The organism is Streptacidiphilus jiangxiensis (assembly GCF_900109465.1).
GTDB lineage: Bacteria > Actinomycetota > Actinomycetes > Streptomycetales > Streptomycetaceae > Streptacidiphilus > Streptacidiphilus jiangxiensis.
This window is the reverse complement of record NZ_FOAZ01000017.1, coordinates 213421-233680: the sequence shown is the minus strand read 5'-3', so window position 1 is coordinate 233680 and position 20260 is coordinate 213421. Positions and strand designations below refer to the sequence as shown.

Below are 20260 nucleotides of genomic sequence, written 5' to 3'. Positions count from 1 at the left end.
TCCCGCACACCACCAGGTCGAACCCGGCCTGCTCCACGGCCTTCGCCAGCACCAGCGACGTCGCCAACGCGTCCGAACCGTGCAGATCGTCGTCGTTCACGTGCACGGCCTTGTCCGCACCCATCGACAACGCCTTGCGCAGCGCGTCCTTCGCGTCGTCCGGACCCACCGTCACCACCGTCACCTCGGCGCCGTCACCGGCCGCCTCCGCGATCCGCAGCGCCTGCTCCACGCCGTACTCGTCCAGCTCGGACAACAGGCCGTCGACCCCGTCACGGTCGGTCGTGAAATCCTCCGCGAACCGACGGTCACCGGTCGCGTCCGGCACGTACTTCACACAGACAACGATCCTCAAGCTCACGACCTGTCTCCTACCTCATGGCTCAGTGAACTGGCTTCCCCGTTCCGACGGAGCAACCGGTTACTCGCACCATAAGGGTACTCAGTGCCATATGCCAAGGCACTGAGTGCCATGGCTTACGTCACTGCGGCGTCGAGGAGGGGTCCGAGCTCGTCGGAGACGGTGGTCAGGGCGTGGATGTCCCGCTCGGCGCGGGCGATCAGCAGGGCGCCCTCCAGGGAGCTCACCATCAGCGTCGCCAGTGCCGCGGAGCGCGGCCGGGGGACGCCGAGCTCGGCGAGGCCGGCGGCGAGGGGCTCGCGCCAGCAGGCGAAGGCCTGGGCGGTGGCGGTGCGGGTCGTGTCCGAGGCGTCCGCGCAGTCCACGGTGACCGCCGCGACGGGGCAGCCGAGGGTGAAGTCGGTGGCCAGGCACTCGTCGGTCCACTGGGCGACGAGGGCGGCGAAGAGCCGGCTCGGGCGGCGCTCGTCGGCGGGGAGCGCGGCGAGGTAGCGGGAGACCCGGCGTGCCGCGTAGCGGCCCGCCCAGGCGACCGCCTCGCCGACCAACTGGTCCTTGCCGCCGGGGAAGTAGTGCTGCAGCGAGCCGCGCGGCGCCTCGGCGTGGGCGGCGACGTCGCGCATGCCGGTGGCGCCGACGCCGTCGCGGCGGATCAGCTGTGCCGCGCTGAACACCATGCGCTCACGCGGCGAGTACGTGCGCGTCGCCTGCTCGGTCATGGTTCAAGCCTATAGAGGGACGCGGGTGCGGGGATCGCGAAGGTGCCCGTCAGTCCGTCGCGGTCACAGGTGCGGGAGAGGAGGGGCAGGCCGCGCCCCATGGCTTGCAGCAGGGCGCCGCGTCCGTGCGGCACCTCCGCCACGAGCCGACTCGTTCCGCGTCGTGCCGCACGTGCCACCAGCGCGGCGATCAGCGCCCGGCCGACGCCGCGCCGCTGCCATCCGTCGACGACGAGCAGCCCGAGCTCGGCGGTCCGCCCGTCGCTGCCGTGGTACGGCGCGGCCAGGCTGCCGAGCGCGATCAGCTTCCCGTCGGCCCTGCCGCGCACCGCGAGGGCGTCGTGCCGCTCGGGCGGCCCGGCGAGCAGTTCGTCGAGATGCCGCGCGGGAAAGGCGGGCAGCCGTGCCCGGAACCGGTTCTGGACGGTGGCGTCCGAGCAGGCGGCGAAGAGGCGCTGCACGTCCGCGCGGTCGCTCGGCCGGATCGGGTCGATCCGGAAGGGGAGGGTGGACACCGGGAGGTCTATGACAGTCGTCATGAGTCCATTATTATGACAACTGTCATAGTCGCAAGGGGTGCACAGGACGGCGGTGTCGCGATGGCTGATCCGGTCGGCTTTCTCGGGCTCGGGGTGATGGGCGGGCCGATGGCCCTCAACCTCGCCCGCGCGGGCACCCCGCTCGTGGTCTGGAACCGCTCCCCGGAGCGCGCGGAGCCGATGCGCGCGGCGGGCGCGCGGATCGCGGCCGACCCCGGCGAGGTGTTCCGCGCGGCGCGGGTCGTGGTGCTGATGCCGTACGACGCGGCGGTCGCCGATCTGATGCTCGGTCGTGGGACGGAGGAGTTCGCCGCGCGGGTGGCCGGGCGGACGATCGTGCACATGGGGACAGCCGAGCCGGAGTGGTCGCGCGAGCTGGAGCGCGAGATCCGCGCGGTGGGCGGCCACTACGTCGAGGCGCCGGTCTCGGGCTCGCGCGTGCCCGCCGAGCAGGGGCGGTTGGTCGCGATGCTGGCCGGCGAGGCGGACGCGGTGGCGCCGGTGCGGCCGCTGCTGGCGCCGCTGTGCCGGGAGACCTTCGACTGTGGTGCGGTGCCGGGCGCGCTGCTGATGAAACTCGCGGTGAACGTCTTCCTCATCGCCACGGTCACCGGCCTCGCCGAGTCCTTCCACTTCGCGGCCGGACACGGCCTCGACGTGGGGCTGCTGCGGGACGTCCTGGGCGCCGGCCCGATGGCGAGTGATGTCTCCCGCGTCAAGGCGGAGAAGCTGACGAAGGGTGAGTTCTCCGTGCAGGCCGGGATCCTGGACGTGCTGAAGAACAACCGCCTGATCGTGGACGCGGCGAGGGCGGCGGGCATCGCCTCCCCGCTCCTGGACGTCTGCGAGGCGCTGTACGCCGAGACGGCGGAACTGGGCCACGGCGGAGCGGACATGGCGGCCGTCGTGCACGCCCTGGACGCGAGGGGCCGCTCAGACCGGGATACCTGATGCTAGCGCCGCTAGACAAGCGAGCGGCAGTAGTACTAGCGTTGCCTCATCAGCTAGCAATGCTAGATCCCCGGGAGGGTCATCATGCTCAGCGCACTCCAGGTGTTCACCGTCGTGGTCGTCGGCGTGATGGTAGGGGTGGAGTTCTCCGTTCTCGCCGTCGTCAACCCGATCCTCAACAAGCTCCCCGAGGACAGCTACCAGCTCGGTCGCGCCCACGGCGGCCGGATGCTCGGCGCCGTGATGCCTTTCTGGTACATCGGCTCGCTGGTCCTGAGCGCGGTCTGGGCCGTCGCCGGATGGCACCACCACGGCACCGGCCTCGTCGTCGTCGCCGCCGGACTACTGGTCCTGAGCGTGCTGATGTCGGTCCTGCTGCTCGTCCCGATCAACAACCAGAGCAAGACGTGGACCCCCGAGACCCGGCCCGCCGACTGGCGGGAGCAGTCGGCCCGCTGGGACCGCTACCACTACGCCCGCGTCGCCGTCATCATCGCCGCCTTCGCCCTGCTGGCTGCGGCCCTCGTCTGAGTCCGCGCCTCCGGACAGCACAACGCCCCGCGGCACAGAACGTGCTGCGGGGCGTCGGCGTGTGGGACGAACGGTCAGCCCAGCTGGGCCAGCGCCTCGTTGAGGGTCTTCGACGGGCGCATGACGGCCGCGGCCTTGGCCGGGTCCGGCTGGTAGTAGCCGCCGATCTCGACCGGGCTGCCCTGGACGGCGTTCAGCTCGGCGACGATGGTCGACTCCTGCTCGGTGAGGGTCTTCGCCAGCGGGGCGAAGGCCTCGGCGAGCGCGGCGTCGTCGGTCTGTTTGGCCAGCTCCTGGGCCCAGTACATGGCCAGGTAGAAGTGGCTGCCGCGGTTGTCGATGCCGCCGAGGCGACGGGTCGGCGACTTGTCCTCGTTGAGGAAGGTGCCGGTGGCGCGGTCCAGGGTGTCGGCCAGGACCTGGGCGCGGGCGTTGCCCGTGGCGCCGGCCAGGTGCTCGAAGGAGGCGGCCAGGGCGAAGAACTCGCCGAGGCTGTCCCAGCGCAGGTAGTTCTCCTTGACCAGCTGCTGCACGTGCTTCGGGGCGGAGCCGCCGGCGCCCGTCTCGAACAGGCCACCGCCGTTGATCAGCGGGACGATCGAGAGCATCTTGGCGCTGGTGCCCAGCTCCAGGATCGGGAACAGGTCGGTCAGGTAGTCGCGCAGCACGTTGCCGGTGACGGAGATGGTGTCCTCGCCACGGCGGATGCGCTCCAGCGAGAAGGCCGTGGCCTCGACCGGGGACATGATCTCGATCTGCAGGCCCTCCGTGTCGTGCTCCGGCAGGTACTGCTTGACCTTGGCGATCAGGTTCGCGTCGTGGGCGCGGGTCTCGTCCAGCCAGAAGACGGCCGGGGAGCCGGTGGCGCGGGCGCGGGAGACGGCCAGCTTGACCCAGTCGCGGATCGGCAGGTCCTTGGTCTGGCAGGCGCGGAAGATGTCACCGGCGGCGACGTTCTGCTCCAGCACGACGTTGCCCGCGGTGTCGACCAGGCGGACCACGCCGTCGGCGGCGATCTCGAAGGTCTTGTCGTGGGAGCCGTACTCCTCGGCGGCCTGGGCCATCAGGCCCACGTTCGGGACCGAGCCCATGGTGGCCGGGTCGAAGGCGCCGTGGGCGCGGCAGTCGTCGACGACGACCTGGTAGACGCCCGCGTAGCTGCTGTCCGGCAGGACGGCCAGGGTGTCGGCCTCCTTGCCGTCCGGGCCCCACATGTGGCCGGAGGTGCGGATCATGGCCGGCATCGAGGCGTCGACGATGACGTCGGACGGCACGTGCAGGTTGGTGATGCCACGGTCGGAGTCGACCATCGCCAGGGCCGGGCCCTCGGCGATCTCGGCGTCGAAGGACGCCTTGATCGCGTCGCCCTCGGGCAGCGCGGCGAGGCCCGCCAGGATCGCGCCGAGGCCGTTGTTCGGGTTCAGACCGGCGGCGGCCAGGGTGGCGCCGTACTGGGCGAAGGTCTTCGGGAAGAAGGCGCGCACCACGTGGCCGAAGATGATCGGGTCGGAGACCTTCATCATGGTGGCCTTCAGGTGCACCGAGAACAGCACGCCCTCGGCCTTGGCGCGGGCGACCTGGGCGGCCAGGAACTCGCGCAGCGCGCCGACGCGCATCACCGAGGCGTCCACGACCTCGCCGCCCAGGACCTTGACGGCCGGACGCAGCACGGTGACGGTGCCGTCGTTGGCCTCGAACTCGATCCGCAGGCTGTCGTCCTGGGCGATGACGGTGGACTTCTCGCTGTGGCGGAAGTCGTTGACGCCCATGGTGGCGACGTTGGTCTTGGACTCGGCCGTCCACGCGCCCATGCGGTGCGGGTGGGTCTTGGCGTAGTTCTTGACCGAGAGCGGCGCGCGGCGGTCGGAGTTGCCCTCACGCAGGACCGGGTTCACGGCGGAACCCTTGATCTTGTCGTAGCGGGCCTTGACGTCCTGCTCCTCGTCGGTCTTCGGCTCGTCCGGGTAGTCCGGCAGCGCGTAGCCCTGCGCCTGCAGCTCGGCGATGGCCGCCTTGAGCTGCGGGACCGAGGCGGAGACGTTCGGCAGCTTGATGATGTTGGCGTCCGGCGTCTTGGCCAGCTCGCCGAGCTCCGCGAGCGCGTCCGGGATCCGCTGGTCCTCGGTGAGACGCTCGGGGAAGACGGCGATGATGCGTCCGGCGAGGGAGATGTCGCGGGTCTCCACGGTGACGCCGGCCGTCGAGGCGTACGCCTGGATCACCGGCAGCAGCGAATACGTCGCCAGGGCCGGGGCCTCGTCGGTGTGCGTGTAGATGATGGTCGAGTCAGTCACCGGGTACTCCCGCTTTCGCGTCTACCTTCACGTGTGGAACGTCTCGACATCAAGATACATGCTCCGAGCCCCCGCCTCACGGGCCGAGCCTCGTCACGGGCCGCCGAGCCTGCTCGCGGGTCGAGGCCTTGGCGGCGGAGACCTCAGTCGAAGTTGAGCGAGCCGGTGCGGGTGCGCTTGAGCTCGAAGAAGTCCGGGTAGCTCGCGAGCGCTCGGACGCCGTCGAAGATCTTCGCGGCGTCGGCGCCGCGCGGGACGGAGGAGAGCACCGGGCCGAAGAAGGCCACGCCGTCGACGTGGAGGGTGGGCGTGCCGACGTCCTCGCCGACCGGGTCCATGCCCTCGTGGTGGCTGTGACGCACCGCCTCGTCGAAAGACGGGTCGTGCGCGGCCTCGGCCAGCTCCGCCGGCAGCCCGACCTCCGCGAGGGACTCGCGGATCACCAGGTCGAAGTCCTGCTCCTTCTGCTTGTGGATGCGGGTACCGAGCGCGGTGTAGAGGTCCCGCAGCACCGCGGTGCCGTGCTGCTCGGCCGCCGCGACGGCAACGCGCACCGGGCCGATCGACTTGTTGACCAACTCGCGGTACCAGTCGGGCAGTTCGCGGCCCTCGTTGAGCACGAAGAGGCTCATGGGGCGGAAGGTGAGGTCGATCGGGCGCTGGGCCTCGACCTCCAGGATCCAGCGGGAGGTGATCCAGGCGAACGGGCAGGCGGGGTCGAAGTAGAAGTCGACGGTGGTGGTCACGGGGATCCTGCTCTCTGGTCGGTGCGGTACGAGGGTGTGGGAGGTCAGCGCTGAGGGCGGCGGGCGGCCCGGCGGACCAGGGCGGCCCGGCAGGCGCGGTCGCGCAGCTCCGAGCTCTTCTGCTGGGAGAAGCTGCGGGCGAGGTGGGGGTGGATCAAGGTGAGCACGGTGCGTTCCTCTCCGTCGGTGTCGGCGTCCTGCCGACATCCAGAACTATATAGTCACGGATCTTGACCGTCAAGGATCGTGACTACTTTCGGAGCGGCGAAAGCTGCGCTATGGTCACGAGTCATGACGGTCAATAACAGTGACAATTCACCCGAGCCCGTCGCCGGCCCCGCCAACGATCTGGGGGTGCTCATCTCCACGCTCTATCGCGCCTTCGAACGCGAGCTGTGGCAGGCCCTGGCCGAGCGCGGCTTCGCCGACCTCGGTGCCCGCCACGGCTCGGTCCTGGCCCACCTGCGCCCCGAGGGCGTCCGCGCGGTCGAGCTGTCCCGCGCCTCCGGCCAGCACAAGCAGATCGTCGGGACCATCGTCGACGAGCTCGAGGCCCTCGGCTACGTCGAGCGGCGGCCCGACCCCGGCGACCGCCGGGCCAAGCTCGTCGTCCCCACGGAACGCGGAATCGCCCAGCGCGCCGCCGCCGCCGAGGTGATAACGGCCTACGAGCGCCGCCAGACCGAGCTCCTGGGGCCCGAGCGCTTCGCGCAGTTCCGTGCGGCGCTGCGGGAGTTGACGGACGCGGCCCGCTCCGCCGACTGAATCGGCCTCTGGCGGGCGGGGGTGACCTGCCGTCATGCTGTGCGTATGCCGATCACCGTGGAACTGGCCGAGAAGCTGCTCGCCGAGAACTTCGCCCCGTGGGTGCTGGACCTCGGCCTCACTGTCGAGGAGACCGGCCGGTCCCACGCGGTGCTGCGGCTGCCCTGGTCCACCCGGCTCGCCCGCGAGGGCGGCGCCCTGTCCGGTCAGGCGCTGATGGCCGCCGCCGACACCGCCACGGTGATCGCCGTCGCCACCTCGCGCGGCGGTTTCGTACCGATGACGACGGTCCAGCTCTCCACCTCGTTCCAGCGCGCGGTGGTCGGCGCGGACGTGCTGGTGGACGCCCGCCTGACGAAGCTCGGCCGCAGCCTCGCCTTCGCGGACATCACCATGACCACGGGCGACTCCCTGGCCGCGCAGGCGACGGCCGTCTACGCCCTGCTGGGTTGAGCGCGCGTTCCCACCTGATCACGAGGGTCACGACCACGAGGGCCACGACCACGAGGAGGAGGAAGGAACCGAGCATGCCCGGTCGTCCGAGCACGCGTTGACGCCAGGGCCGACGACGGCCCGTCACCGCGTGCCGTTCCCGCACGGCACCGTGAGTCCACTCCTGCCTGCTCCCGTGGACCGAGGGGTCACCCGTGCTCCGGAACGAACCGGACTTCCGACGGCTCTGGCTCGGCCAGACCATCTCCCAGCTCGGCGAACAGGCCGCCTCGGTGCTGCTGCCGCTCACCGCCGTCCTGACGCTCCACGCCGGCGCGACGCAACTCGGCGCGCTGCGCGCCGCCGGACAGGCGCCCGCGCTGCTGTTCTCCCTGTTTGCCGGCGCCCTCGTCGACCGCCACCGCACCCGCGTCGTGCTGACGCTCGCCGACGCGGGCCGTGCCCTGCTGCTCGCGGCGGTGGCCACGGCGGTCGCGTCCGGACGGCTCGGTGCGACCGCGCTGTTCGTCGCGGCGTTCCTCGTCGGGGTGCTGTCGGTCCTGTTCGACGTCGGCTACCAGGCGGGCGTGGTGCGACTGGTGCCGGGCCCGTCGCTGCCGCGCGCGACGGGAGCGCTGGAGGGCAGCCGGTCGGCGGCGCAGATCGCCGGTCCGGCGATCGGCGGAGGGCTCGTCTCGCTGCTCGCGCCGCCGTGGGCGATCGGTTTCGGCGCGATGCTCTTCGTCGCGTCGGCGCTCTCGCTGCGGCGCGTCCGCGGTGAGGAGGCGGCCGCGGCACCACCGGAGCAAGGTCTCTTCCGGCCGATCGCCGAGGGGCTCGGGTTCGTCGTCCGTCATCCGCCGTTGCGGGCGGTGGCACTGGCGACGGCGGCGTTCCAGTTCGCCCTGGCCGCTGTCACGACGGTCTATCTGCTGTTCCTGCCCAGGGGGTTGCACCTGCCGGGTGCGGCGGTCGGGGTCGCCCTCGGGGCGACCGGGGTCGGCGCGGTGCTGGGCGCGGTCCTGGCGACGCGGCTGCCGCGCCGGTTCGTGCTGGTCGGCGCGGCCACGCTGGGAGACTGCGCGATGCTGTGCGTCCCCGCGCTGCGCGGGTCCTCCGTGGCGACGGTCGTCGCCCTGGTCGCGATCGGCCTCGTCTTCGGCGGCACCGGCCAGGTCGTGAACGTCGCCATGACGACCCTGCGGCAGGCGGCGACCCCTGTCGCACTCCAGGCGCGGGTGGCGGCGACGCTCACCTTCCTGGGGACGGGCCTGGCGCCGCTGGGCGCGCTGCTGGGCGGCGCGGCGGCCCAGGGATGGGGCCTGCGGCCGGGCCTGTTCGTCGGCTCGGCCGCCCTGCTCCTGTCTCCCGCGGTGATGCTGCTCTCCCGCGCGTCCGCGGTCGGGCGACGTGCGTCCTAGCCCTGGCTCGCGCCCGGGCCCTGGCGGCGGACCTCCTGGACGTGGCGCAGCGCGTCGCGGAGGTCGCCGAGCCAGGCCTCCGCGTTCTCGCCGACCTGGCGGACGCACCACGCGAGCGCGTCGCTGCGGCTGCGGGCGACGCCTGCGGCGACGAGCGTGTCCAGCACCTGGCGCTCCGGCTGACGCAGGCGCGTCATCGCCGGGACCGCGAGGTGGGTGAACATCAGACTCCGGCCCTCGTGGCGGACGCCCCAGGACACCTTCTTGCCGAAGCGCTCCTCCGCCGCTTGTGCGACGCGCATCCGCTCGGCGCGCGTGTTCTCCCGGTACACGGCGACGGCGTCCTCCGCCGACGCGTCCTCGCCGCTCGCCTCGGCCGGCAGCGGGCCGACGACCGTGATCTCCTCACGGTCGACCACCACCGCCGGCGTCTCCCCGAACAGTCCCTCGGGCAGGTGCGCCGCGAACCACTCCGCGACGGACTCCCCGGTCGTGCTCTGCTTGCTCATGTTTCGATGATTACACCATTACAAGATTCTGCAAGGGTCGACGGCGGCCCGACCTGTTCGCCCACAGCCGACGTGCCGGGCGCGAGGGGGCCACCTACCCTGGCCCTATGGGTGCCATGGGGACCGTGGCCGCCGGATACTCGGTCGAGCTGGAGCCGGAGGTACGCGCCTGGCTGGAGCTGCTGCCAGGCCGGCTCTTCCGGCGCGTCGAGACCTACGCCGAGCTCCTCGCCCAGCTCGGACCGGACACCCCCTCCCCGCACGCCCGCCCGCTGCGCGACGGCGTGTCGGAACTGCGGCCCAGCCTCGACGGCGTGGCCACGCGGGTCACCTACTGGATCGACGAGGAGGCGCGCCGGATCGTGCTGCTGACCGTCTTCCGCAAGACGCGCACGCACGAGCAGGCCCAGATCGAGCGTGCGGTGCGGGCCCGCCACGAGTGCCGGACCGAGCACGGCGCGGCGCACGGGATCTTCGTACGCGAGGGGGACGGGGGCACGGGATGATCGGCGGAACGCCGGCCGGGGTCCATGCCGGGCCGCACGGTGGCACGCACAGCCGTTGGAAGCTCGCCGGGGAACGTCGGCGCGTCGACGGCCACCGCGAGTCGCTGGAGTTGGAACAGGAACGCCAGGAGCACCGGCTCACCATGGCGCTGGCGAAGGTCGTCCACGACCGCCGGGTCGACCTCGGGCTGTCGGCGGCGGAACTCGCCTCCCGCATCGGGCTGTCGCTGCGGACGGTGGAGCGCATCGAGGGTGCGGACGTCGTGGTCACCCTCGCGCTGCTGACGCGGCTCGCCGCTGGGCTCGACGCGTCCCTGCACTTCTCCGTCGACGCCCACGGCGCGACCGTCTCCCTGGTGGAGCCGCAACCACAGCGGGTCTGAATCCCGTCCGTCGTCGGCGACCCCCACCTGGTCAGCGTGCACGCCCCCGGCCGGCAGCCGGTGCTGCCGTACCCGGTGGCGGCCCCGCACGCGGCCGCCCCGGTGCCGATGGCCGTTGTGGCGGCCCGGCTGGAGGCCCTGGCGCACCCGGAACTCACCGCGCCCGAGGTCTCCCGCCACCTTGCGGTGCTGCGCCGGGCCGGCCTGCTGACCGCCGGACGGCGCGGCCGCTACGTCCCCTACGAGTTGGACAGCGGCGTCACCGCCTCGCTGGGCGCGGACCTGCTGGAGGCCGTGTTGCGGTAGGCGGTTCCGTGGACGGCGACGTAGCCTGGGGCCTACCCGAGAGAGCCCCAGGGGAGCGCACATGGCACTACTGAAACTGGCAGCGATACTCCTGGCGGGCGGTGCCACGCTGGTGCCGGCGGCTGCCGCGACCTCCTCCTCCACCTCAGGCTCGCACCAGCCGGCCAAGCCGGCGTCGTCGACGACCGTGGTGCTGCTGGACTGCGCGGGCAAGGCGCAGACGAAGCCCGCCACGTACGTGCTCGCGTGCGGGGACGGCAACAACTACCTCACCGGGCTGCACTGGTCGACGTGGTCCGCGGACGCCGCGACGGGGACGGGCACGGACGTCGCCAACGACTGCAAGCCGTACTGCGCAGCCGGGCACTTCCACAGCTTCCCGGTGAACGTCCGCCTGACCGAGCCCGTCCCGTGGACGGGCCACCCGGGGCAGCTGCGCTACACGAGCCTGACCCTCGACTTCACCGGCGCCCGCCCGCCGGGCATGTCGGCCACCGTCACCTGGCCCCTCCCGAAGCCCGCCGCAGCCGTGGCAGGCGCCTAGCGCCTTCAGGCAGCGCAGCCACCAGGGGCGCGGGGTTCTGCCGATATGCGGCTCCGCCGCGCGGCGCGAGCAACCCACCCGAGCGGGATGGCCCTGTCCGCTCGGGATCTCCATGACCTGGGTGGCTTGTCGCGCAGATCCCCGCGCCCCTGGACGGTGCAACTAGCGCGCTTGCCGAATGATCTCCGCGTACCGGTGCCCGCTGGCCTTGATGGTTCGCTGCTGTGTCGCGTAGTCGACGTGCACCAGCCCGAAGCGCTTCGCGTACCCGTAGGCCCACTCGAAGTTGTCCAGCAGGGACCAGTAGTAGAACGCCGACACCGGCGCCCCCGCCGCCGCCGCCCGCGCGACCGCGGCGACGTGCTGCTCCAGGTACGCCGTCCGCTCCGCGTCGTCGACGCGGCCCTCCGGGCCGACCACGTCGTCGAACGCCGCGCCGCTCTCCGTCACCATGAGGTCGCGCGCGCCGTACTCGTGGGTGACGCGCAGCAGCAACTGCTCGAGGCCGGGGGCGTGGACCTCCCACGGCATCGCCGTCTGCGCGCCGGGGCCGGGGAGTTGGCGGAAACCGGGGACGGGGCCGGTCGGGTCGTCGGCGACGATCTGGCGGAAGTAGTAGTTGACGCCCAGCCAGTCCAGGGGCTGCGCGATCGTCTTCAGGTCGTCGCCCTGGACCGGGAGGTCCACGCCGTAGACGGAGAGCATGTCCTCGGGGTAGCCGAGCCCGAAGATCGGGTCGAGCCACCAGCGGTTGATGTGGCCGTCGGCGCGGCGGGCAGCCGCGAGGTCCGCCTCGCTGTCGGAGGCGGGCTCGATCGGGCTGAGGTTGTTGGCGAGGCCGACCCGCACCGGGCCGGGGGCTGCCGCGCGCAGCGCCTGCGCGGCGAGGCCGTGCCCGAGGTGCAGGTGGAAGGAGGCGCGCACGGCGGCGGTCAGGTCGGTGAGGCCGGGGGCCATCTTGCCTTCCAGATGACCGATCCACGCGCTGCACAGCGGCTCGTTCAGCGTGGCCCAGTCGGTGACGCGGTCGCCGAGACGGGCGGCGACGACCGCCGCGTACTCCGCGAAGGCCTCCGCCGTCGCGCGCTCGGGCCAGCCGCCGCGGTCCTGCAGCGCCTGCGGCAGATCCCAGTGGTAGAGCGTGGCGTTGGGACGGATGCCCGCCTCCAGCAGCCCGTCGACGAAGCGGTCGTAGTGGTCGAGCCCGGCCTGGTTCACGGCGCCGGTGCCGTCCGGCACGATCCGCGGCCAGGCGATGGAGAAGCGGTAGGTGTCCAGGCCGAGCGTGCGCATCAGGGCGACGTCCTCGGGCCAGCGGCGGTAGCTGTCGGTGGCCACGTCTCCGGTGTCGCCGCCTGCGACGGCGCCGGGCACCCGGCAGAAGGTGTCCCAGATGGACGGGGACCGGCCGTCCTCGGCCGCGGCCCCTTCGATCTGGTAGGCGGAGGTGGCCGCCCCCCAGAGGAACTCGGGGCCGAGGGCGGAGGTGTCGGGCGAAGGCATGGTTCTCCTCAGCTCACGGTGCGGGGAAGGAAAAATCCAGGTGAAAGGGGGTGGGCGGGTTACTTGACGGAGCCCGCGGTGAGCCCGGCGACGAGGTAGCGCTGCAGCAGCAGGAAGGCCACGACCACCGGAATGCTGACGACGAGCGAGGCCGCCATGATCTGGTTCCAGTACACGTCGTTCTCCGACGCGTAGTTGCGCAGGCCCACGGCCAGGGTCCGGGTCGAGTCGTCGGTCATCACCGAGGCGAAGAGGACCTCGCCCCACGCGGTCATGAACGAGTAGACGGCCACCGTGACGATGCCGGGCAGCGCGGCCGGCACGATCACCCGGACCAGCGCGCCGATCGGACCGTTCCCGTCGACCTTCGCGGCCTCGTCCAACTCCCGTGGGATCGAGTCGAAGTAGCCGACGAGCATCCAGATCGAGAAGGGCAGCGTGAAGGTCAGGTAGGTGACGATCAGGCCCAGCCACGAGCCGTCGAGCTGGACGCCGGTCGCGGTGCCGATGTTGACGTAGATGAGGAACAGCGGCAGCAGGAAGAGGATGCCGGGGAACATCTGGGTCGACAGCACCGTCACGCTGAACAGCTGCCGCCCGGGGAACCGGTGGCGGCTGACCGCGTACGCGGCGAGGATCGCGATGACCACGGAGATCGCCGTCGAGCAGGAGGAGACGACGAGGCTGTTGACGAAGTAGTGCCCGAGCGGCACCGTGCTCCAGATGTCCACGTAGGGACGGAGGGTGAGGTTCGTCGGGATCCAGCTCCAGGCCGCCTGCACGTCGCGCAGCGGCTTGAGCGAGCCGCTGACCATGACCCACAGGGGCAGGAAGGTGAAGATCCCGAGCGCGCTCAGCGCGATCCGGCGCGTCCACACGAACGAGACCGGCGGGGCCAGCGGGCTGCGAGGCGGCCTAGGCATCGGACGACCTCCTCCTCCAGTTGGTGAGCAGCAGGTACACCGCGGTGACCACGAGCAGGAAGAGCAGGAGCAGCACGGACATCGCCGAGCCGGAGCCGAAGTTCCAGTTCTGGAAGGAGGTGTCGTAGATCTGCACCGAGATCAGGTTGGCCTGCGGCGGCGGCACGTTGCCGAAGAGCGTGTAGGGGGTGTTGAAGTCGTTGAAGTTCCACAGGAACAGCACCAGCACCAGCACCTGGTTGACCGACCGCAGCTGCGGCAGCGTGATCGAGCGCAGTCGCCGCCACATGCCGGCGCCGTCCAGGGCCGCCGCCTCGTAGAGGTCGCCGGGGATGTTCTGCAGGCCCGCGGTGACGACCAGGAACGCGAACGGCCAGGTCCGCCACACGGCGGTGATCAGCAGTGCCCAGAATGAGTTGCCGCCGATCAACCAGAACGGAGCGGTCTTGAACAGGTGCAGGTCGTGCACCAGCAGCGTGTTCACCAGACCGGTGTCGCGCTGGAACATGAACTCCCAGGTGATCGCGGCGGTGTAGGCGGGCAACGCGTACGGCACCAGGAAGTAGGTGCGCAGCAGCCCGCGGCCGCGGAAGGGGTCCTGCATCAGTACGGCCGCGCCGGTGCCGAGCAGCCAGGACAGGCCGACCGTCAGCACCGTGAACTCGCAGGTGGTCCAGAAGGACTCGAGCAGCTGCTTGCCCACCGCGTTGTTGAAGTCCAGCGCGAAGCGGTAGTTGTCGACGCCGGCGGCCGGTGCCGCGCTCCAGTTGCGGATGAAGAACTCGGTCAGGTGCTTGAAGCTCATGTAGATGCCGGTGAGCATCGGCACGACGTGCACCAGCAGTTCGAAGACCACCGCCGGCAGGAGCAGGAGATAGGGAAGGCCGGCGCGGCGCACCCGAGCCCAGTTGCGGCTCGGGTGCGCGGCCGGGGTGCGCGCGTCAGCCACCGGCCTGGAGCTTCTGCTGCGCCTGGTCGAGCTGGGCGGCGATGCTCGCGTCGGTGACGGGCTTGCCGGAGGCCGCGTCGGCGAAGAGGTTCTGCACCACCGCGCCGATCACCGTCTCGAACTGGCTCTCCGTGGCCACGGCGGGCATCGGCGCGGCCGAGTTGGCCAGCACGCTCTGCAGCGTCTTGACCGTCTGGGTCTGGAACGCCGGGTCGCCGTAGGCGTCGGAGACGGAGGGCAGCGAGCTGTAGGCCTTGTTGAGGTCCATCTGCGTCTGCTGGCTGGTCATGAACTTCATGAAGGAGATCGCCGCGTCCTTGTGCTTGGTGTTCGCGAAGATCGACAGGTTGATGCCGGCGACGATGGAGTCGACGTGGTTCGGGCCGGACGGCGAGGCCGCGTCGAACGGGACGGGCGCGACGCCGTACTGGCTCGGGTTCATGCCGTACTGGGCCAGGGTGGCGTCCGCCGACTGCCACAGCAGCATCGCGGACTTGCCGGTCGCGAAGTCCTTGACCGCCTCGGTGCCGTTGGAGTACTCCGCGTCGCTCGGGTTGGCGATCTTGTCGGCGGCCATGAAGTCGACGTACCGCTTGATGCCGGCCACGTTCTGCGGGGTGTCGAACGTCGGCTTGCCGGAGGAGTCGTAGAAGCTGCCGCCCATCTGCTTGGCGAAGGTGAAGGCGTGGTGGGCGTTCTCGGGCGTCTGGGCGCCCTCGACGGAGACGCCCCACTGGCCGGCCTTGGTCAGCTTCTTGCCGTCCGCGACGAAGTCGTCCCAGGTGGTGGGCGGCTGGGTGATCCCGGCGGCCTGGAACATCGCCTTGTTGTAGTAGAGGCCGTACGCCATCGAGTAGATCGGCACGCCGACGGGCGGCTGTCCCGGCGCGCCGGTGGCGGCCAGCGCCCCGGGGAGGAAGCGGCCGGTGCCGTTGATCTGCTTCATCACGTCGTCGCTGATCGGCAGGAACGCGCCGGTGGCCTGGAGCGAGGCGGACCAGGTGTTGCCGATGTTGACCAGGTCCGGGCCCTGGCCGGAGCTCGCGGCGGCCAGGATCCGGTTGAGCAGGTCGTTCCAGCCGATCACCTCCAGCTTGACCTTGATGCCGGTCTGCTTGGTGAAGGCGTCGAGCTCCGGCGTGAGCACCTTGACGTCCTGGGCGATGGAGCCGCCCTGGTCGCTGGCCCAGTAGGTCAGAGTGGTCCCCGCCGCGGAGCCGCTGCTGCCCGTGCCCCCGGAGCCGCCGGAGGAGGAACAGGCGGACGCCAGCAGTGCGGTGGCGACGGCGAGGGTCAGCAGGGCTGGTCTGGAGACGCGCATGGGAGAGCCTTTCGGGTGGGGGCGGATCGGCGAGGCCCTGAGGGGGAAGGCTTTGCTCATGACTTAGTTCGAGACGTGATTTAACCTGTGAGATAATCAACCGTCAACAGGTTGCGTGTAGGTGGACCCTCGGGCAGGTCCCGGGCAGGCCCTAGAGTGCCGATCGAGGCAGAACTGGTGAGGGTGGGGCGGGATGACCGACGAAGGCCGCAGAAACGTCCGTGACCTGCGGCGCGCCAACCGCGCGCGGTTGCTGCGCCAGCTCTACTTCCACGGGCCGCTCAGCCGCCAGGACCTCATCCAGGCGACGGGTCTGAGCTCCGCCTCCGTCAGCAACGTCGTGGCCGACCTGCTGGACGCCGGGCTGGTCGTCGAGGCCGGCGCGGTGGAGTCCGAGGGTGGGCGCCCGCGCATCCTGCTGCGTGTGGACACCTCCTGCTTCGAGGTGATCGGCATCGACGTGGGCGAGACCCGGATCCGGCTGGAGCGGTTCGACCTCGGCCTCGGCGAACTGGCCGCGCTGGACGTGCCGGTGGTCGGCGGCTCGCTGGACCCGGAGTCCGTCGTCCCGGGGATCGCCAGTGGGCTGGCCGAGCTCGTCGCCGGCGCCGAGGCGCCCGTCCTCGGTGTCGGCATCGGCGTCCCCGGCATCGTGCAGCACCAGCCCTTCGCCGTCATCCACGGCCAGACCGTCGGCTGGGACGCCTTCCCGCTGGAGGAGCTGTTGCGCAAGCACACCGCGCTGCCGCTCTTCATCGACAACGGCGCGACCACCCTGGCCCAGGCGGAGATGTGGTTCGGTGCGGGACGGGACGTGGACAGCGCCGTCTTCCTGCTGCTCGGTTCCGGCGCGGGCGCCTCGGTCATCGCCGACGGTGCGCCGTTCCGCGGCTCGACGACCAGCGCGGGGGAGTGGGGGCACCTCAACGTCCAGTACCAGGGCCGTCTCTGTCGCTGCGGATCCCGCGGCTGCCTGGAGGCCTACGTGGGCGCGGAGGCGATCATCGCCCGCTACCAGGAGGCGGTGGACGCGGCGGTGGTCGACGCCGCCGACGAGGAGGGGGCGCTGCGGTCGATCCTGGCCGAGGCCCAGCAGGCCGGTCCCGCCGGGGACGCGGCGCGCGCCGTCCTCGACGAGACGGCCGTGCGGATCGGCATCGGCATCGCCAACGTCGTCAACTTCCTGAACCCGCAGCGGGTCATCATCGGCGGCTGGGCCGGCCTCGCCCTCGCGCCGAGTCTGCTCCCCCGCATCCGCGAGGTCGTCCGGGAGCACGCGCTGCACCTGCCCTACTCGCTGACCTCGATCGACCTCGGCGCCCTGGGCGCCGACGCGGTGGCGCTCGGCGCCGCGACGCTGCCCGTGGCGCGCTTCCTGGAGGCCGGGGCGTAGGGCCGCTCCAGGGGGTCCCCTCGGGCGGGCCCCAACCTCCACGTCTTCGGCGACCGTTCGCCTTCTGTATTGACAGCGGCTCGACACGGCTTCACGATGCTCAGCGCAGAGAGCGCTCTCTCACCCCTGCACCACTCCCACCCACCGTGCTAGGAGTGCCATGAGATCCGTCGCCGTCCTCCCCGCCGGCAGCCGTTCGCGGGGACGCCCGCTCGCGGCCCTGCTCGGCGTGCTGGCCCTGCTGCTGGCCGCCCTCGCGGCCCAGGCGGGCGTCGCCACCCGTGCGTCCGCAGCGAGTTGCGGAACCACCGACCTCGCCCTCAACAAGCCCGCCACCGCGTCCTCGACGGAGAGCGCGAGCTTCCCGGCCACCAACGCCGTGGACGGCAACACCGGCACCCGCTGGTCGTCGGCCTTCTCCGATCCCCAGTGGCTCCAGGTCGACCTCGGCTCGACCCAGACCATCTGCCAGGTCGTGCTCAACTGGGAGACCGCCTCCGGCAAGGCCTACCAGATCCAGACCTCGAACGACGCGACCAACTGGACCACGATCTACTCCACCGCCGCGGGCCCCGGCGGTACCGAGACGCTGAACGTGTCCGGCTCCGGCCGCTACATCCGCATGTACGGGACCGCGCGCAACACCCAGTGGGGCTACAGCCTCTGGGAGTTCTCCGTCTACGGCTCCGGCGGCGGCACGCCCCCGCCGCCCACCGGCGGCAGCCTCGGCTCCAACGTCATCGTCTTCGACCCGACCATGTCGCAGGCGTCCATCCAGAGCCAGCTGAACACCATCGCCAACGCTCAGGGCGGCAACGAGTTCGGCACCGCCCGCTACGCGATCCTGTTCAAGCCCGGCACCTACGGCTCCACGGCCAACCCGCTGATCTTCTCCGTCGGCTTCTACGAGAGCGTCGCCGGCCTCGGCCTCAACCCCGGTGACACGGTCATCAACGGCACCGTCGACGTGTACAACCAGTGCAACGGCGGGGTGCAGACCCAGTGCTACGCCACCACCAACTTCTGGCGCTCACTGACCAACCTGACCATCAACGTCACCGGCATGACCGGCTGCTACGCGGGCGACGACTTCTGGGCCGTCTCCCAGGCCGCGCCGCTGCGCCGGGTGCACATCAACGGCAACCTGAGCCTGATGGACTACTGCACCGGCTCCCCGGACTGGGCCAGCGGCGGCTTCGTCGCCGACTCCCAGTTCACCGGCGGCACCGTCACCAACGGCTCGCAGCAGCAGTTCTTCACCCGCAACTCCAGCCTGGACGGCTGGAGCAACGCCGTGTGGAACCAGGTCTTCTGCGGCGACCCGGGTGCGCCCGCGCAGTCCTTCGCCGCCAACTCCGGTGACAGCGGCGGCCCCAACTCCTACACCACGCTCGCCACCTGCCCGGTGACCCGCGAGGCGCCCTACCTCTACCTCGACGGCAGCGGCAACTACCAGGTCTTCGCGCCCTCCACGCAGACCAACTCCTCCGGCCCGAGCTGGGCGAACGGCTCCACGCCGGGCGTCTCGCTGCCGCTGTCCACCTTCTTCGTGGTGCAGCCGACCGCCACCGTCGACCAGATCAACGCGGCGCTGGCGGCGGGCGACAACCTGCTCTTCACGCCCGGCGTCTACCAGGTGCCGAGCACGATCAGCGTGACCCACCCGGACACGAAGATCGTCGGCCTCGGCTTCCCGACCCTGGTGCCGAGCAACGGCAACACCACGCTGAACATCGCGGACGTCGACGGCGTCAACGTCACCGGCGTGATCTTCGACGCGGGCCCGGTCACCTCGCCGACGCTGGTCACCGTCGGCACGCCCGGCTCCGGCGTCAGCCACGCAGCCGACCCGGTCTCGCTGGACGACGTCTTCTTCCGGATCGGCGGCGCCACGGCCGGCTCGGCCACCACCGCCCTGGAGGACGACAGCAACAACTCCCTGATCGACGACGCCTGGATCTGGCGCGCGGACCACGGCGCCGGCGCCGGCACCTGGACCGGTGACCAGAGCGACACCGGCCTCGTCGTCAACGGCAACAACGTGGTGGCCACCGGCCTCGCGGTGGAGCACTTCCAGAAGAACGAGACGGTCTGGAACGGCCAGGGTGGCGAGGTCGTCTTCTTCCAGAACGAGAACCCCTACGAGGTGCCCAACCAGGCCTCGTGGATGTCGAGTTCGACGCAGAAGGGCTACCCGGCCTTCTATGTCGCGCCGGGTGTCACCAGCTTCCAGGGCTACGGCATGGGCAGCTACTCGTACTTCAACCAGGGGCAGGACATCCACAGCTCGATGGCCTTCCAGGCCCCGAACACCCCGGGCGTCCAGTTCCACGACCTGCTGAGCGTGTTCCTCAACGGCAGCGGCGGGATCGACACCGTGATCAACGGAACCGGCGCTCCCGTCAGCTCCACCTTCGGCGGCCCGAGCGACGTCGTCAGCTACCCGTGACGACGCCGCTCTGACCCCTCACGCTCCGCGCGCGGCTGCCACGCCTCCCCGCTCAGCCGCGCGCGGGGCGCCACATCGTGGTGACGAGATGCCCCGTCGGCATCGTCAGCTCGCCGATCGGCTCGAAGCCGACGGCGGCGTAGCGCTTGTCGTTGGCGACGGGGTTGCTCGACTCCAGGTAGGCGGGCATGTTCATCTCGTCGATCAGGTCGAGGCTCGCGCTCAGCAGGCCGATGCCGAGGCCCTTGCCGCGATGGTCGTCGTGGGTGCCGAGCAGGCTCAGGTAGAAGTGCGGCTCCTGCGGGCGCGCGGCCTCCATCGGCTCCAGGATCCCGAGGATCCCGGCGGCGGTGTCGGCGTCGGTGGTCTCGCGGAGGAAGTCCGCGAACCCGTGCTCCTCCTCGTCGGTGAGCTCCGTCCCGCCCGGCGGGATCCACAGCGCGGCGGCCTCGACGTGCTCGGTCACCAGCAGCCACGGGTACCGCAGCGCGGACGCGGCGAACAGCCGCCAGAGCGCCCCGGCCTGCGCGGCCCGCCGCCCGGGGTCGGGAAAGGCCGGTCCCCACACCGGGTCCGAGAAGAACGCGGTGGTCAGTGCGGCGACCACGGCGTCGACGTCGTCGGCGCGCGCGGTCCTGATGCTCAGCGGCTGCTCCTGGCTGCTCATGCGGTCACGATAGATCCACGCGGGGCGGGTGGCGACCCTTATCCTGCG

General features: G+C 71.2%; 23 protein-coding genes. 11 read left to right on the top strand and 12 right to left on the bottom strand.

Annotated features, from left to right (window positions below; translation table 11 throughout):
* The 3 genes from BMY61_RS29330 to BMY61_RS29320 form a co-directional block, all read right to left on the bottom strand.
* Nucleotides 1-361 (bottom strand): electron transfer flavoprotein subunit beta/FixA family protein (locus BMY61_RS29330; protein WP_425314716.1); only part of this gene is annotated, 361 nt, incomplete at its 3' end.
* A gap of 116 nt (nucleotides 362-477) precedes the next feature.
* Nucleotides 478-1080, bottom strand: a complete 603-nt coding sequence (locus BMY61_RS29325; RefSeq protein ID WP_042443069.1) for a TetR/AcrR family transcriptional regulator — start codon at nucleotides 1078-1080, stop codon at nucleotides 478-480.
* Nucleotides 1077-1619: a GNAT family N-acetyltransferase gene (locus BMY61_RS29320; protein WP_082014755.1), complete on the bottom strand. Its 543-nt coding sequence runs from the start codon at nucleotides 1617-1619 to the stop codon at nucleotides 1077-1079. The genes BMY61_RS29325 and BMY61_RS29320 overlap by 4 nt, the downstream gene beginning before the upstream one ends.
* Nucleotides 1620-1679: 60 nt before the next feature.
* On the opposite strand from BMY61_RS29320, the gene BMY61_RS29315 reads away from it, so the two are divergent.
* A complete protein-coding gene (locus BMY61_RS29315; RefSeq protein ID WP_042443071.1) occupies nucleotides 1680-2570 on the top strand; it encodes an NAD(P)-dependent oxidoreductase in 891 nt (296 codons plus the stop codon).
* A gap of 84 nt (nucleotides 2571-2654) precedes the next feature.
* A complete protein-coding gene (locus BMY61_RS29310; protein ID WP_042443072.1) occupies nucleotides 2655-3101 on the top strand; it encodes an anthrone oxygenase family protein in 447 nt (148 codons plus the stop codon).
* 74 nt (nucleotides 3102-3175) lie between these two features.
* Here BMY61_RS29310 and BMY61_RS29305 read toward each other — a convergent pair whose 3' ends face one another.
* The 3 genes from BMY61_RS29305 to BMY61_RS48475 all read right to left on the bottom strand — a co-directional run bounded on the left by BMY61_RS29305 (nucleotide 3176) and on the right by BMY61_RS48475 (nucleotide 6308).
* Nucleotides 3176-5395, bottom strand: a complete 2220-nt coding sequence (locus BMY61_RS29305; RefSeq protein ID WP_042443074.1) for an NADP-dependent isocitrate dehydrogenase — start codon at nucleotides 5393-5395, stop codon at nucleotides 3176-3178.
* A gap of 143 nt (nucleotides 5396-5538) precedes the next feature.
* Entirely contained in the window at nucleotides 5539-6141 is a 603-nt protein-coding gene (locus BMY61_RS29300; protein WP_143094570.1) for a mycothiol-dependent nitroreductase Rv2466c family protein, read from the bottom strand.
* Between the two features lie 44 nt (nucleotides 6142-6185).
* A complete protein-coding gene (locus BMY61_RS48475; protein WP_269083954.1) occupies nucleotides 6186-6308 on the bottom strand; it encodes a hypothetical protein in 123 nt (40 codons plus the stop codon).
* Nucleotides 6309-6432: 124 nt separating this feature from the next.
* Here BMY61_RS48475 and BMY61_RS29295 point away from each other — a divergent pair, with 124 nt between their 5' ends.
* From BMY61_RS29295 to BMY61_RS29285, 3 genes are all read left to right on the top strand, one after another.
* Entirely contained in the window at nucleotides 6433-6906 is a 474-nt protein-coding gene (locus tag BMY61_RS29295) for a MarR family winged helix-turn-helix transcriptional regulator (RefSeq protein WP_042443075.1), read from the top strand.
* Between the two features lie 45 nt (nucleotides 6907-6951).
* Complete coding sequence (locus BMY61_RS29290; protein WP_042443077.1) at nucleotides 6952-7359, top strand: PaaI family thioesterase; 408 nt, start codon at nucleotides 6952-6954, stop codon at nucleotides 7357-7359.
* 194 nt (nucleotides 7360-7553) lie between these two features.
* The gene (locus BMY61_RS29285) at nucleotides 7554-8759 is read left to right on the top strand and encodes an MFS transporter (RefSeq protein ID WP_236655872.1); all 1206 of its coding nucleotides are present in this window, start codon (nucleotides 7554-7556) and stop codon (nucleotides 8757-8759) included.
* Here the strand turns inward: BMY61_RS29285 and BMY61_RS29280 are convergent.
* Nucleotides 8756-9268, bottom strand: coding sequence for a hypothetical protein (locus BMY61_RS29280; protein WP_042443080.1), 513 nt, complete (start codon nucleotides 9266-9268; stop codon nucleotides 8756-8758). The two genes, BMY61_RS29285 and BMY61_RS29280, sit on opposite strands and share 4 nt — an antisense overlap.
* A gap of 107 nt (nucleotides 9269-9375) precedes the next feature.
* Between BMY61_RS29280 and BMY61_RS29275 the strand changes: the two genes are divergently transcribed.
* The 4 genes from BMY61_RS29275 (at nucleotide 9376) to BMY61_RS29260 (ending at nucleotide 11007) form a co-directional block, all read left to right on the top strand.
* Nucleotides 9376-9774 (top strand): type II toxin-antitoxin system RelE/ParE family toxin, encoded by a 399-nt coding sequence (locus BMY61_RS29275; RefSeq protein WP_236655873.1) that lies wholly within the window; start codon nucleotides 9376-9378, stop codon nucleotides 9772-9774.
* Nucleotides 9771-10157, top strand: a complete 387-nt coding sequence (locus BMY61_RS29270; RefSeq protein ID WP_042443083.1) for a helix-turn-helix domain-containing protein — start codon at nucleotides 9771-9773, stop codon at nucleotides 10155-10157. Before BMY61_RS29275 ends, BMY61_RS29270 begins: the two co-directional genes overlap by 4 nt.
* A gap of 36 nt (nucleotides 10158-10193) precedes the next feature.
* Nucleotides 10194-10463 (top strand): ArsR/SmtB family transcription factor, encoded by a 270-nt coding sequence (locus tag BMY61_RS29265; protein ID WP_052438355.1) that lies wholly within the window; start codon nucleotides 10194-10196, stop codon nucleotides 10461-10463.
* A gap of 61 nt (nucleotides 10464-10524) precedes the next feature.
* A complete protein-coding gene (locus BMY61_RS29260) occupies nucleotides 10525-11007 on the top strand; it encodes a hypothetical protein (RefSeq protein WP_042443085.1) in 483 nt (160 codons plus the stop codon).
* 162 nt (nucleotides 11008-11169) lie between these two features.
* On the opposite strand, the gene BMY61_RS29255 is transcribed toward BMY61_RS29260, so the two are convergent.
* The 4 genes from BMY61_RS29255 to BMY61_RS29240 are packed head-to-tail and all read right to left on the bottom strand — an operon-like array spanning nucleotide 11170 to nucleotide 15703.
* Nucleotides 11170-12510 carry a GH1 family beta-glucosidase gene (locus BMY61_RS29255; protein WP_042443086.1) on the bottom strand — a complete coding sequence of 447 codons (1341 nt, stop codon included), beginning with the start codon at nucleotides 12508-12510 and terminating at the stop codon, nucleotides 11170-11172.
* A gap of 59 nt (nucleotides 12511-12569) precedes the next feature.
* Complete coding sequence (locus BMY61_RS29250; RefSeq protein WP_075004105.1) at nucleotides 12570-13433, bottom strand: carbohydrate ABC transporter permease; 864 nt, start codon at nucleotides 13431-13433, stop codon at nucleotides 12570-12572.
* Entirely contained in the window at nucleotides 13426-14382 is a 957-nt protein-coding gene (locus tag BMY61_RS29245) for a carbohydrate ABC transporter permease (protein WP_042443088.1), read from the bottom strand. The genes BMY61_RS29250 and BMY61_RS29245 overlap by 8 nt, the downstream gene beginning before the upstream one ends.
* Nucleotides 14375-15703: an ABC transporter substrate-binding protein gene (locus BMY61_RS29240; RefSeq protein WP_042443090.1), complete on the bottom strand. Its 1329-nt coding sequence runs from the start codon at nucleotides 15701-15703 to the stop codon at nucleotides 14375-14377. The genes BMY61_RS29245 and BMY61_RS29240 overlap by 8 nt, the downstream gene beginning before the upstream one ends.
* A 193-nt stretch (nucleotides 15704-15896) precedes the next feature.
* On the opposite strand from BMY61_RS29240, the gene BMY61_RS29235 reads away from it, so the two are divergent.
* Together BMY61_RS29235 and BMY61_RS29230 are read left to right on the top strand one after the other, a co-directional pair.
* Complete coding sequence (locus BMY61_RS29235) at nucleotides 15897-17096, top strand: ROK family transcriptional regulator (RefSeq protein WP_042443091.1); 1200 nt, start codon at nucleotides 15897-15899, stop codon at nucleotides 17094-17096.
* Nucleotides 17097-17256: 160 nt separating this feature from the next.
* The gene (locus BMY61_RS29230) at nucleotides 17257-19545 is read left to right on the top strand and encodes a discoidin domain-containing protein (RefSeq protein ID WP_042443093.1); all 2289 of its coding nucleotides are present in this window, start codon (nucleotides 17257-17259) and stop codon (nucleotides 19543-19545) included.
* Nucleotides 19546-19597: 52 nt separating this feature from the next.
* Here the strand turns inward: BMY61_RS29230 and BMY61_RS29225 are convergent, their stop codons facing one another.
* Nucleotides 19598-20212 (bottom strand): GNAT family N-acetyltransferase, encoded by a 615-nt coding sequence (locus tag BMY61_RS29225; protein WP_042443095.1) that lies wholly within the window; start codon nucleotides 20210-20212, stop codon nucleotides 19598-19600.
* Between the last annotated feature and the right edge of the window lie 48 nt (nucleotides 20213-20260).